The following is a 13,437-nucleotide window of genomic DNA, read 5'->3' on the forward strand; positions in this document are numbered from 1 at the left end:
CCCGCCGGGCCCTACCCCACCCCCCCGCCGCCGCCGCGCCCCCCGGGGTGAGCCGTGCCGTCGACGTCTTGCATCACTCGACCTCGCACGTCACTGCGTTCACCCGAAAGTCGGAGCCATCGGCACGCGGGTGAGGCGCGGCCGGGTTCGGCGCGCGAGGTTTGACGCCGCGACAGCCTGCCACGTGGTGAGCGCGAACATGAGGGTCAGCACGGCTGCCGGCAGGTAGAGGCCCGCACCGACGGACAGGGTGGCTTCCGATCCGGTGGCTTCGGTCGTGGCCCCCGTGTCGAACTGTCCTAGTTCGCCGGTTCCTGAGACGGCGACCGACGGGTGCAGCCAGGTGAACAGCAGGACCAAGAGCGCCGATGCGGTGGCCAGGCTCAGGAATGTGAAGACCCGCCAGTCGCGACCGCGCCACGCGTAGAGGGCGCCGACAGCGACGCCGAGCGCCAGCACGATCGGGATAAGCGCGGCCGCGGCGTAGCCGGAGGCGATGACGTCGTAGCCGGTCACGTCCATCTGGGCGCCGCCCGAGCCCGGGCAGTTCACGTCGTACGCGTCGCAGGTGCGATCCCAGTACTCGGTCAGCGACGTGTCCTGGCCGAACAGCAGGTACATCAGGAAGTCCTCGTCGCCGAGCAGACTCAGGAGTCGTCCGCTGACGTCGATCGAGATCAACGGCAGCATCGTCAGGCCGAGTCCGACGAGCCCCAGCACCGACGTGACGCCCGCAACCATCCGCGAGGTGTTCACGGCGTTCCCGCGGGGCCGGTGGGCGGCTGCTGCGGCGGAATCGGCGCGATCTGCGTAGATTCGAACGGCGCCGAGGGAGGCTGCTGGAAAGGCGCCTGGTCGGGAGGCGGCTGGTCGGAAGGCGGTTGGTCGGAAGGCGTCGGGGCCCAGCCCGGCATCGGGGGTTGGGGCATCGGCGGTTGGGGCATCGGCGGTTGGGGCATCGGGGGTTGGGGCATCGGGGGTTGGGGCATCGGGGGTTGGGGTGCGAAGGCTCCGGCCTGCGGACCCGCCGGTGCGGCGAACTCCGGCCCGCGAAGCAGGTGCGGCTGGTCGCCGCCGTTGCGCCAGTAGGCGATGCCCGCGGCAGCCGATGCGACGAATCCGAACACGACGGCGATGATCAGGCCGGCGCCCGGACCGATGTCGACGACGCGGTCGACGAGGTCGTCGACCGACTGGACGCCGATGTCGGACAGTTCCTCCGACGCCTCCTTCTCGAGGTCGCCGCTGAGGGAGACGCCCGGCAAGGGGTTGGACATCATCAGCACCAGGCCGAGGAGGGTCGCCGCGATCGCACTGACCGCGGACACGAGTGAGCCTTGGCGGCGGCCGAGGAGGCCCGGAAGCGCGGTGACCGCGGCGACGAGCATCAGGACCGGGATGGCGAGCGCGACGACGGGTGCGTTGAACGGCACGATCGTGTAGAAGCCCATCCCCACTTCGACCGTCCCATTCACCGAATCGTCGACCTTGCCCGGATTCACGGTGATCGAGTACAGGTCGAGCAGTGAGCAGAACAGGACGATGACGCCTGCGACGACGGTGGCGCCCGAGGCGACCCGTCCGATGTCGAACGATGTGCGCGGCGGACCACCCGTCGGCGGGTAGCCCGGCATCGGTCCGGTCGGCGGCTGCGGTCCCGGCCCGGCCCCCTGGATGAACGGCTGCATCCGACTGTCTCCTTCTCTTCGGCGCCGACCCCTTCGCGGCACTGTGGTGTCAGGAGCGTAATGCCGATCATCGACATACACGCCATAACGCGGTGCGATTGTGAACCGTTCGAACGACGCGCGAGACGTCAGACGTCGAGGACGTGTCGCTGCCCAGATCGGTACCGTTTGCGGTCCTCGGCCTTCAGCGGCTCGAGGAAGGGCAGTTCCCACAGCGGGTGCACCGCGGCGTCCTTCGCCGGACTGTCGGATGCGGCGATGATCGAGTTGGCGACCCGCCGGCCCGCCTCATTGGCGCCCTCCATGGTCGCGAGGTCGATGTTGGTGCGGACGTGGTCGCCTCCTATGAAGAAGTTGGGGATCTTTGTGTGGGCGTGCGGGCGGTGTTCGTACGAGCCTGCCGTGTTGACCATCAGCGGCGTCGCATTGGTGATCTTCGGGGTCCAACTGATCCCGGGGTCGAGGGACCAGGCGACGATCTCGTCGTCGCGCAGGATCTTCTTTCCGCCCGCGTTCATCGCGCGGCTCATCTGCGCCCAGACCTCTTTGGCGATCTCCTTCTTGGTGCAGCGTTTGGCGGGCTTGCCGTAGAGGATTCCGGGTTCGTCCCAGTCGGAGATGTCGATGGACAGGCAGTCGCGGGTGCGGCCGTCACCGTACTTCTTGGCGAAGTCGACACCCCAGGGTTTCGCCTGGAACAGTCCAGTCAACGCCCACGGCGTGCCGAGCGCGGCGATGTGGCCGGGCGGCAGGACGCTGCGCCGCGACAGATAGAACTGGATGCCGACCATCCAATCGTCGTTCAACTTCCCGATCCCGCGGAGCGACGGGTCGGCGGCCAGCAGGGCCGGACTCAGCAGCGGGCCGAGACGATCAATCGGCATCGCCGCGACATACCAGTCGGCGTCGACGGCGGCTCCCGACGTCAGCCGCGCGCCGGTGATCTGGCCGCCCGCGTACTCGAACGCGGCGACGCCCTGGTTCATCGCGAAGGTGACGCCGCGTCGTTTGAGATAGGCGACCCACGGGTCGATCCACGCGTGGTTGGTCGGCGCGTTGAGGATCCGGTCGACACCGCCGTTGATCGGACCGGCCCCGTACTGCGGTACGAGTCCGGTGGCCGACGTCGCGAGAGCCAGACCGATGGAGCCGATGGTGCGAGCCGATGCCGTCTCCGATTTGGCCGCGACGAGAGCCCGGGTGAGGGCTCCTGCCAGGTAGCGCCGGTACGCAGGTGACTTGCTGTCGGCCTTCACGAACTCGCGCCACGACATCTTCTCCCACTGCCCGTACCGTCGTTCGTCGCAGCTCGTCGCGAAGATCAGTTCACGGTTGACGAAGTATGCGAGCTCGAGCGGCGAGATGTCGCGGACGAAACTCAGCCCGGTGGTGAGCGCGTTGCGCAGGTTGTCGAGATCGACGATCGGCCCCGCATGTTCGAGCATGCCGATCGCAGACGTCGGCGCAGTCGTCGGCGCGTATCCGGCGTCGTCGAATGCGATGACTGCAGTCTCGACGTTCACCAGGTGCCTGCTGCGAACGTTGCCGCCACCGGCGACCGGGATGCGTTCCATGGTGTCCGGGACGTGCTGGTAGCAGCCGGGGAAGAAGCGGAATCCGTGTTCGCCCGGCAGCGCCTTGCGGCCGCCTTTCGCGGTGCCGGGGACGTCGTGACTGAATGCTTTGCCGCCCAGCCTGCTCGGCTCGTACACGGTCACGGCGAAGCCGCGTTCGACGAGCTCGTGGGCGGCGGACAGCCCAGCCATCCCGCCTCCGAAGATCGCGACGTCGCGTCGTGATCGCTTCCGAGGGGCGGCCGTCGCCTGCGATGCCCACGGGTTCGCCGCAAGCACTCCGGTCGCCACCGCCGCGGCCGCCGCGCCCTTCAGAGCCGTTCTGCGCGTGATCGAGTCACGTTCGTCGTTCATGGGGTTCCCCGTCCCGTGGATGCGGCGTCCGAAGCAACGCCGCTGTCTGTGATGTGTACCACTGACTACTCCCGAGTGGGACGGATTCTGAAAATAGTCTCACCGGCCGCGTGTTCCACGCTCACCGGCCGTGTCTTCGGATCCATCCGATGCACCGACTTTGGGGAATCGCCCCCATGCCGACGAGGCCAGTTCACGCTAATCTGGGGAAATGAGGGCGGCAGACGCACGTTTCGGGCCTCTGGGAAGCCCGCTCTCGTTCAAATGTCCGACTTCTCGTACCACTTGACACCGCCAGACGCCGATACAGTGACGCTGCACCGGACTTCGGGGTACGCGTCGACACCGAGCATCCAGCTCGCCGATTGAAAGGGAATGCACATGGGTGTGAGCTTGACCAAGGGCGGCAACGTCTCCCTCACCAAGGAGGCCCCCGGCCTGACGGCCGTCACGATCGGCCTCGGCTGGGACGTGCGGACCACGACCGGCACCGACTTCGATCTCGACGGCAGCGCGATCGCCCTCAAGACCGACAAGAGGGCCGTCTCCGACCAGCACTTCATCTTCTTCAACAACCTGCGCTCCCCGGACGGCTCCATCGAGCACACCGGTGACAACACCACCGGTGAGGGCGACGGCGACGACGAGGCGATCAACGTCGACCTGGCCGCTACTCCCCCGGAGGTCGACTCGATCGTCTTCCCCGTCTCGATCTACGACGCCGATGCTCGCAGCCAGTCGTTCGGCCAGGTCCGCAACGCGTTCATCCGTGTCGTCAACCGCGCCAACGGCTCGGAGATCGCCCGCTACGACCTCTCGGAGGATGCGTCGACCGAGACCGCGATGGTGTTCGGCGAGCTGTACCGCAACGGCGCCGAGTGGAAGTTCCGGGCCATCGGTCAGGGCTACGCGTCGGGCCTGGCGGGCATCGCCCGCGACTTCGGCGTCAACGTCTGACGACCGACTCTTCCGTTGCTGCGAGCGCGCCGTCGGTTCCGACGGTGCGCTCGCCTGCACCGGCGACGCTGAGCCCCTGCACACCGCAGACGCGCGCCGACCCCACCTGAAAGGCCGTCCCCGCACGTGATCCTCCGAATATTCGGTCTGTCGTTCCTCATCACCATCGTCTCGCTGGTGGTGGCGTTCATCTACGGCGGGCCAGAAGCACTGCTCCTGACCCTCATCCTCGGCATCCTCGAGATCTCGCTCTCGTTCGACAACGCCGTGATCAACGCCACTGTGCTCCGCCGGATGAGCGAATTCTGGCAGAAGATCTTCCTCACCGTCGGCATCCTGATCGCTGTGTTCGGCATGCGCGTGCTGTTCCCGCTGGCCGTGGTCTGGCTCGCGTCCGGGCTCAATCCCGTCGACGCCCTCGACCTCGCGTTGAACCCGCCCGCCGGCGACGCCGCGTACTTCGCGAACGGCGACCCGAGCTACGAGACGATCATCACCGACGCGCACCCGCAGATCGCTGCGTTCGGCGGCATGTTCCTTCTCATGCTGTTCCTCGGCTTCATCTTCGAGGACAAGGAGATCACCTGGCTCTCGTGGATCGAACGCCCGCTGATCCGCATCGGCAAGCTCGACATGCTCAACGTCGTCATCGCCACCGCGATCCTGGTCATCACCGCGAGCTACATCGCGCCGGAAGGCAAAGCCAGCACGGTGATGATCGCGGGCGCGCTCGGCATGATCACCTACATCGTGGTCGACGGACTCGGTTCGCTGTTTCATACCGAGGAGGACGATGACGACTCGTCGGGACCGTCCGACCTGGTCAAGGCGACCGGCAAGGCGGGCTTCTTCCTGTTCCTGTACCTGGAGGTCTTGGACGCGTCGTTCTCGTTCGACGGTGTGATCGGCGCCTTCGCGATCACCGCCGACCCGATCATCATCGCCCTCGGCCTCGGCCTGATCGGCGCCATGTTCGTCCGTTCGCTGACCGTGTACCTGGTCCGTCAGGGCACCTTGTCGGAGTACGTCTACCTCGAGCACGGTGCGCACTGGGCGATCGGCGCGCTCGCGTTGATCCTCATGTACTCGATCGGCACCCATGTCCCCGAGGTCGTCACCGGCCTCGTCGGTGTCGTCCTGATCGTTGCGGCGCTGATCACCAGCATCATCAGGAAGCGGCGTGAAGCCGCCGAAGCACCCGAACCCATTTCCGAACCCATCGACGCGAAGTAGGACGGCAGACCATGGCGATCAACATGAACAAGGTGACCCTCGACAAAAACACGCCGTCGGTGTCGCTGACCAAACGCGGTGAGACGCAGGGCGCGATGCGCGTCAACCTCAACTGGACACAGTCGGCCCCGTCGCGTGGATTCTTCAAACGCAACACGGCCGTGGACCTCGACCTCGCCGCGATGTACGAGCTGGCGGACGGATCCAAGGGCGTCGTGCAGGCACTCGGCAACTCGTTCGGCGACCTCGACCGGCCGCCGTTCATCTTCTTGGACGGCGACGATCGCAGCGGCGGCTCCGTCGGCGGCGAGAACCTGCACATCAATCTCGGCGACGTGAACCGCTTTCGTCGGGTGCTGATCTTCGCGTACATCTACGAGGGCGCACCCAACTGGTCGGCGGCGAACGGTGTCGTGACGCTGATGCCGACGTCGGGCCCGCAGGTCGAGGTCCGCTTGGACTCGGCGGACGACCAATCGATCTCGTGCGCCATCGCGATGCTCACCAACGTGAACGGCGAGATGCAGGTCCAGCGCGAAGTCCGCTACATCCGAGGTGCACAGCGCGACGTCGACGCTGCGTACGGCTTCGGCATGAACTGGACCGCGGGCCGCAAGTGAGGGTTCTGGTCGGTCGGGTCGTTCTCGACCGATCAGGCGACTGTCACCGCAATCGATAGCATCGAAGAGTGTCCAGCAACCAGCGTCGCAGCCTGTTCGGCAGACGGCCGCAGCAAGACCGCGCCACCGGGGCGCAGCTCGCGGCGCTGACGGACGCGTTCTTCGCGTGCGAGGCGACGATGGGCCAGGTCGCGCCTGCCGTCCGCGCTGCCCGCTCGGTGTCGGCCGGATCGATTCCGTCGGCCGAGTGGAACGCGGTGCGCGACCAGTACGATGCAGTCATCTCGCAGTACCTCACGGTGTCCGCGGAAGGGTCCCCCGAGGCGACGCCTGCCGCGGTCGACGCGTGCCTGCGCGGCTTCGGCCAGGTGTCGGCGACGTTGGAGCGCTTCTCCGCGGCGCACAGCCGTGCGTTGAACGCCGGTCGCGCGGCGATCGCGGGCGCCGAACAGGCCGATCGTGACGCGCGGGTGACGGCGACGCACGCACTGGCGGCTCTCGATGCGGCGGCTCCCGAACACGTCGGGTTGTCGTCGGTACGGGCGGCGGCCGACCGTCTGGCCCGCGATCTGTCGGCGTTCGACGCGGCGTCAGGCCTCGCCGATCGGCAACGCTGCGGCGAAGCCGTCATCGCGGCAGCGCAGAACGTGCAGCAATTGCTCGCGCAGGCGCCCGGCCTGGCCGCCGACGCGGACCGGACCATCCGCTCGCTCGACACTCGGATGGATGCCGTCACGACGCGGCTGGACAAGATTCCCGACGTGGTGTCGGCGCTCCTCCGTGAGTTCAGTTCCGAGTGTTCGGCGGACCTCATGTCGACGCCCGACGATGTGCGCGCCGACCTCGCCGCCGCGGCAACCGAACTCGACCGCGCACGATCACTGCTCGCGGGCGCACCGGACGAGGCGCTCGCCGCCGCAGAGAAGGCACGCAATCGGTTGTCGCACGCCGATGAGGCGCTCGACCGGGCGTTCGACCGTCTGACGGATCTGCGCGAGGTGCGCCGCGATCCGGTCGAGGCGTCGGCGCAGGTGCGGTTCCGGGTGCGCGATGCGCAGCATTTCGCGCTCGGGCACGGTCTGGAACGCGACTGGGGTTCGGTGCTCGACGCGCAGAGCGACCGGATCGACCGGGCGGGGACCACGCTCGAACGCATCCACCCGGACTATTGGAGCTATCTCACCCAGCTGCGCGCCGTCGACCGCCGCATCACCGAGATCATCGGCCGGATGCGCGACCAAGTGGCGCGCCCGTGACACGACTCCCCCGAAGGAGATGACCTTGTCCGAGACGACCGTGACCGGTGGGATCACCCACTTTCCGCAGTTCGACGATGCGCAGCGCGATCGCCTGTTTCGACGTCGACCGCAGCCGGTGACCCTCGATTCGCCGATCGCGCACATCGCGATGGCGCTCGGCGCGACCCTGTACGTCCCGGCGACTCGACCCGACCTGGCCGCCGTCATCCGTCGACGCGCGGCAGCAGGCGCCACATCGATGGTCATCGACTTGGAGGACGCCGTCGCCGACGACGACGAGGCGTTCGCGCTCGCACGGACGATCGACACGATCTCGGCGTTCGCCGCCGACGGCTGGTCGGGTGTGCTGCTGTTCGTGCGAGTCCGGTCGATCGATCACATCGAGACGATCACGGCTGCGCTCCCGCCCGGGCACTGTCTCGCCGGGTTCGTCATCCCGAAGTTCGAAGCGGGGACCGGCGCCGCCGCGCTGGACGCGGTCGCCGTCGCCTCCCAGGGGATGGATCGTCCGCTGTACGCGATGCCGGTGCTCGAGACGGCCCGCGTCGTCGCGCGGGAGACGCGCGACGACGAACTCGTCGCGATCCGCGACGTCCTCAACCGGCACCGCGAACGAGTCTTGGCCGTGCGGATCGGCGCGACCGACATCTGCGGGCTGTTCGGGATCCGCCGTGACCGCGACGTCACGGTCTACGACGTCCGCGTCGCATCCGACGTGATCGCGACGATCGTCAACATGCTCGGCCGCAGCGACGGGACGGGCTTCGTCATCACCGGCCCGGTGTGGGAGTACTTCGCCAACCACGAACGCATGTTCGCGCCGACGTTGCGGCACACGCCGTTCCGGGAGAACGACGCCGTCTACTTCCGTCAGCATCTGGTGAGCCGGGACATGGACGGCCTGCTCCGCGAGATCGCCCTCGACCGCGCGAACGGGATCACCGGCAAGACCGTCATCCACCCGGTCCACGTCGGGGCCGTGCACGCGTTGTCGTGCGTCAGTGACGAGGAGTACTCCGATGCGCTCGACATCCTCGACCGCACCGGCGGCGGCGCGCAGGCGTCGTCGTACGGGAACAAGATGAACGAGCTCAAACCGCACCGCAATTGGGCGCTCGACGTGGTCGATCGGGCGCACGTGTTCGGGGTGACCCGCCCCGGCGTGAACTTCGTCGACCTCCTCACCGAATGGAGTGGCGAGTGACCGCCGATACCGGCCGTTCGTGGGTCGCGGAGGCGTTCGGCGCGACCGTGACCGGCGACGACGTCGACGCGCTGGTCCTGCTCGGGCTGCGCCGCAATCCGAAACGTGCGCACCTGCTGGTGTCGACGGTGCTCGGCAAGCATCTGCCGACGCCGCCCGCCCGGGTGCGCGAGGCCGCGGACGCGCTCGGCGACGCCGTCGTCTCCGTCCTCGGCGAGGGCGCTCGAGCCGCGACGGTCCTCGGGTTCGCGGAGACGGCGACCGGGCTCGGCCACTGTGTCGCCGAGCGGATGGGCGCCGCCCGCTATCTGCATTCGACCCGGCGGGCGGTCGCGTCGGCGACCGTTCACGGATCGTTCGAAGAGGGGCACTCGCACGCCACGACCCACCTGCTGCAGCCCACGGACGGTGAACTCCTCGCGACCGAGCCGAGCGTTCCGGTGGTGCTCGTCGACGACGAGATCAGCACCGGGCGGACGGCGGTCGAGGCGGTCGAGGCGGTGCACGGTCTCGACCCCCACGACCGGTACGTGGTGGCGTCGCTGGTCGACATGCGGTCGGGGAATCATCACGCCGAGTGCGCGGCGGCCGCCGCCCGAATCGGCGTCGTGATCGACTTCGTGGCGTTGGCGACGGGCACGGTGTCGCTGCCCGACGACCTCACCGACCGGGTGTGCGCGTTGGCACCGGCCGACCTCAATCCGACGGCAGACGTGCCGGGGACCGTGGAGTTCGTCTCGGCTCCGTGGCCGGCGGCGGTGCCCGACGGCGGTCGCCACGGCTTCCTCGCCGCCGACACCGCTGGGTTCCACCGTGCGGTGGACGACCTGACCGACGGGTTGCGCGGAGTGTTCGCCGACGGCGAGCCGGTCACCGTCGTCGGCCACGAAGAACTCATGTATCTGCCGTTGTGCATCGCTGAACGGCTTGTCCGCCAAGGGGTTCAAGCGTCGTTTCAGACGACCTCGCGATCCCCGGCCCACGTGGTGGACGAGGACGGCTACCCACTGCGCCGCGGCTTCTCATTCCCGTCGCCGGAGGGCGTCGACGACGCGCGGCGCTTTCTCTACAACGTCGCCGCGCCGGGTTCGGGAACGACACCTGCCGTCCTGCTGGTGCTCGACGATCCGGCCGACACCGACGCGTTGCGCGCCGACGGCGGGCTTTTGGACGTTCTGTCGGCGGCCGGGCACCGCGTCGTCGTGGTGACGATCCCGTCGAGCGATCCGGCCCGGCTGACCGTGGCCCGAGCCCGCCAGGGCAGCCGACTCGCGCCCGTCGGAGATCCCTTGCGCAGCCCCGACTTTGGCTCGTACGCCCCTGACGAGGTCGCGTGGCTGCTCAAGGACCTGTCGGAGTTCTCGTTGGAGGGCGACGTCGTCGAACGCGAGCGCCGAATCCAGGCGGGCCTGTCGCACTATGCGGAGTCGCTGCCGGTCGAATTCCAGCCGGGCGCGGAGTACCTGGAGTTGTTCGACGCCTCGTTGGCCGAGTCGGCGCGTCGTCTCGCCCTGGCGGTGGGCACCGTCACCGAGTTGATCCTTACCGAGCGCTCGTCGAATCCGACGTTGGTGTCGTTGGCCCGCGCGGGCACGCCGATCGGGGTGCTCATCGGCCGTTGGATCCGCTTCACCCGGTCGATCGCCCCGGCGCACTACGGTGTCTCGATCGTGCGTGGCCGCGGCATCGACGCCGTCGCGCTCGACTACATCGCCGCCCGCCACGACCCGGATTCGGTGGTGTTCGTCGACGGGTGGACCGGAAAGGGCGCCATCGCGCGGGAGCTGACCGCAGCGCTCGACGAGTACGCGGCGGCGGGCGGCGCGAGGTTGAACGACGAACTCGCGGTGCTCGCCGACCCGGGGTCGTGCACGCGCCTGTTCGGGACACGCGACGACTTCCTGATCGCGTCGGCCTGCCTCAATTCGACGGTGTCCGGGCTGGTCTCGCGGACTGTGTTGAACGATGAGCTGATCGGTCCGGGCGACTTCCACGGCGCGAAGTTCTACCGCGATCTCGCCCCGTTCGACGCGTCGAGTCGCTTCTTGGACGCGGTGACCGCCGCGTTCGCGTCTGTCGCCGACGACGCGGTCGCTGAGGCAGTGCGCCTGCGGACCGCCGACCGGACTCCGCACTGGGACGGTTGGGCGTCGGTCGAGGCGATGCAGAACCGGTACGAACTGTCGTCGATCAACTTCGTGAAGCCGGGGATCGGCGAGACGACGCGCGTCCTGCTGCGCCGTGTCCCGTGGCGGATCCTGGTGCGCGAACCGGATCTCCCCGAGCACGAGCACATTCGGATGTTGGCCGCCGAACGCGGCGTGCCCGTCGACGTGGTCCCCGACCTCGCGTATTCGTGCGTCGGCCTGATCAAGGAGAACGTGTGAACGCCCTGATCGCGACCGATCTCGACCGCACCATGATCTATTCGGAGTCGGCGCTGGCCGCACCGCCCGGTCCCGACTCGGTCTGCGTCGAGATCTACCGGGACGCACCCCTGTCGTTCATGACGCAGTCGGGCGTCGACGCGCTGACCGCTCTGGCCGCGCGCACCCCGGTCGTCCCGGTCACGACGCGCACGCGCGCCCAGTTCGAACGGATCATGCTGCCGGGGAGGCCGTTTCGATTCGCGGTGGTCTCGAACGGTGGCCGGATCCTGTGCGACGGCGAAGACGACGTCGGGTGGCGTGCCGCATTGCAAGCCCGGGTCCGGGACCGGTCCGTACCCCTCGCGGACCTGCATGCCGATCTGCTGACGCGAATCGATGAGTCGTGGGTCCGTGCCACACGTGTCGCGGACGATCTGTTCGCCTATCTCGTCGTCGACACTGAGCGGCAGCCCGCCGATTTCCTCGCATCCTGGAACGAGTGGTGTGTTCCGCGCGGGTGGACGGTGTCTCAGCAGGGACGCAAGATCTATGCGATGCCCGTCGGGGTCACCAAGTCAGCGGCGATCGCCGAGGTCCGTCGCCGTCTCGTCGACGATGGTGCCCTGTCGGCCGACGCCCCGGTCCTTGCCGCGGGCGACGGCCGGTTGGACGCCGACATGCTCGAGTCAGCCGACCACGCAATCCGTCCGCGCCACGGCGAACTGCACGATTCCGGGTGGACGATCCCCGGTCTGGCTGTCACACGTCGTGCGGGGATCGCGGCCGGCGAGGAGATCCTCGCGTGGTTCGCCGCCCACACTCCTGACTCCCCGACTCCCGACCACACTGCTCTGGACATCCCTGTTCCCGATCCGGCGTTCGCCGAGAAGTAGAGGTACCCCGTGTCATCACTCGCCAAAGGCCAGAACGCCCCGTTGCCCGGGCCCGACGTCGTCATATCGGTCGACGTGGCCGCCCCCGCCGATGTGTCGGCGCTGCTGGTCACCGAGGCAGGCAAGGTGCGCAGCGACGCCGACTTCGTGTTCTTCAACCAGCCGTCCGGTCCGGGCGTGCAGTTGCGGAACGGGCGCCTGCACATCTCGACCACGGGCGTCCCGGCCGACATCGCCGCGATCCGCACGGTCATCACCCTCGACGACACGTCGCGCAGCTTCGGTCAGTTCGCACCGCCGGTAACCCACGTGCTGGACGCTGCGGGCGCACCGTTGTTCGACTATGTCGTGGACGGCCTGACCAGCGAGTCCGTGGTGATCGCGGTGGAGGTCTACCAGCGCAACGGGCAGTGGAAGGTGCGCGCCGTCGGACAGGGTTATGCCGGCGGTTTCGCCGATCTGGTCCGCGACCACGGAGTGTCCGTCGACGACGCCCCCGCCCCCCCAGCTCCTGCACCCCCATCTCCCGCACCACAGCCGCCTGCCCCTGCTCCGCAACAGGCCCCACCCTCGTACACACCGCCCCCTTCCCAGCCCCAAAACGGTGCACCCCAGTACGGTGCACCCCAGCAGCAGCCGCCCGCCCCCGCGGCCGCTCCCGAGGTCAACCTTTCGAAGGATCGACCGGTCTCGCTGGTCAAGGGCCAGAAGGTGTCGCTGCGCAAGGAGGGTGGTGTCGCCCTCACTCAGGTCTGGATGGGTCTGGGTTGGGATCCGGTTCAGCGGCCGGCCAAGCGCGGCTTCTTCGGCGGCGGTGGCGGCGGCAGCGCCATCGATCTCGACGCGTCCGTCCTGATGTTCTCGCAGGGACAGTGCGTGGAGACGGTCTACTTCGGCCATCTCAAGGCGAAGGACCGCTCGATCATCCACTCCGGTGACAACCTGACCGGCGAGGGTGCGGGCGATGACGAGGTGATCTCGGTGAATCTCGCCGCGATCGCGCCGCACGTGGACAATCTGGTCTTCGTCGTCACGTCGTACCGCGGCCAGACGTTCGCCGAGGTCCAGAACGCGTACTGCCGCCTCATCGACCAGTCGACCAACGCCGAGCTCGCCCGCTACACGCTGGCGGGCGGCATGCCGTTCACCGGCGTCACTATGGCCGTGGTCCATCGGGAGACCGACGGCTGGAAGATGCGCGCGATCGGCGAGGGCTTCAACGGGAAGACGGCGAACAAGGCGATCCCGTTCGTCACACCGTATCTCGGCTGATCGGACGGCAAGCC

At 68.2% G+C, this 13,437-nt stretch carries 11 protein-coding genes; 8 read left to right on the forward strand and 3 right to left on the reverse strand.

Annotation, left to right across the window (positions count from 1 at the left end):
- Window positions 1-99: 99 nt before the first annotated feature.
- From L5G33_RS10990 to L5G33_RS11000, 3 genes are all read right to left on the reverse strand, one after another.
- Window positions 100-756, reverse strand: a complete 657-nt coding sequence (locus L5G33_RS10990; RefSeq protein WP_236998229.1) for a hypothetical protein — start codon at window positions 754-756, stop codon at window positions 100-102.
- Complete coding sequence (locus L5G33_RS10995; RefSeq protein WP_236998230.1) at window positions 753-1,688, reverse strand: hypothetical protein; 936 nt, start codon at window positions 1,686-1,688, stop codon at window positions 753-755. Before L5G33_RS10995 ends, L5G33_RS10990 begins: the two co-directional genes overlap by 4 nt.
- A gap of 128 nt (window positions 1,689-1,816) precedes the next feature.
- The gene (locus L5G33_RS11000) at window positions 1,817-3,616 is read right to left on the reverse strand and encodes a hydroxysqualene dehydroxylase (protein ID WP_236998231.1); all 1,800 of its coding nucleotides are present in this window, start codon (window positions 3,614-3,616) and stop codon (window positions 1,817-1,819) included.
- A 381-nt stretch (window positions 3,617-3,997) separates the two neighbouring features.
- Between L5G33_RS11000 and L5G33_RS11005 the strand changes: the two genes are divergently transcribed.
- From L5G33_RS11005 to L5G33_RS11040, 8 genes are all read left to right on the forward strand, one after another.
- Window positions 3,998-4,573 carry a TerD family protein gene (locus L5G33_RS11005; protein ID WP_236998232.1) on the forward strand — a complete coding sequence of 192 codons (576 nt, stop codon included), beginning with the start codon at window positions 3,998-4,000 and terminating at the stop codon, window positions 4,571-4,573.
- 126 nt (window positions 4,574-4,699) lie between these two features.
- Complete coding sequence (locus tag L5G33_RS11010) at window positions 4,700-5,806, forward strand: DUF475 domain-containing protein (protein ID WP_236998233.1); 1,107 nt, start codon at window positions 4,700-4,702, stop codon at window positions 5,804-5,806.
- A gap of 11 nt (window positions 5,807-5,817) precedes the next feature.
- The gene (locus tag L5G33_RS11015; protein ID WP_236998234.1) at window positions 5,818-6,426 is read left to right on the forward strand and encodes a TerD family protein; all 609 of its coding nucleotides are present in this window, start codon (window positions 5,818-5,820) and stop codon (window positions 6,424-6,426) included.
- A 68-nt stretch (window positions 6,427-6,494) separates the two neighbouring features.
- The gene (locus tag L5G33_RS11020; RefSeq protein WP_236998235.1) at window positions 6,495-7,682 is read left to right on the forward strand and encodes a hypothetical protein; all 1,188 of its coding nucleotides are present in this window, start codon (window positions 6,495-6,497) and stop codon (window positions 7,680-7,682) included.
- A 25-nt stretch (window positions 7,683-7,707) separates the two neighbouring features.
- The gene (locus L5G33_RS11025) at window positions 7,708-8,889 is read left to right on the forward strand and encodes an HpcH/HpaI aldolase/citrate lyase family protein (RefSeq protein ID WP_372476887.1); all 1,182 of its coding nucleotides are present in this window, start codon (window positions 7,708-7,710) and stop codon (window positions 8,887-8,889) included.
- Window positions 8,874-11,276, forward strand: a complete 2,403-nt coding sequence (locus L5G33_RS11030; RefSeq protein WP_372476888.1) for a phosphoribosyltransferase — start codon at window positions 8,874-8,876, stop codon at window positions 11,274-11,276. Before L5G33_RS11025 ends, L5G33_RS11030 begins: the two co-directional genes overlap by 16 nt.
- A complete protein-coding gene (locus L5G33_RS11035) occupies window positions 11,273-12,151 on the forward strand; it encodes an HAD family hydrolase (protein WP_236998237.1) in 879 nt (292 codons plus the stop codon). Before L5G33_RS11030 ends, L5G33_RS11035 begins: the two co-directional genes overlap by 4 nt.
- 9 nt (window positions 12,152-12,160) lie before the next feature.
- Window positions 12,161-13,423 (forward strand): TerD family protein, encoded by a 1,263-nt coding sequence (locus L5G33_RS11040; protein WP_236998238.1) that lies wholly within the window; start codon window positions 12,161-12,163, stop codon window positions 13,421-13,423.
- Window positions 13,424-13,437 lie beyond the last annotated feature (14 nt).

The sequence above is a fragment of the Gordonia liuliyuniae genome (genome assembly GCF_021738805.1).
GTDB lineage: Bacteria > Actinomycetota > Actinomycetes > Mycobacteriales > Mycobacteriaceae > Gordonia > Gordonia liuliyuniae.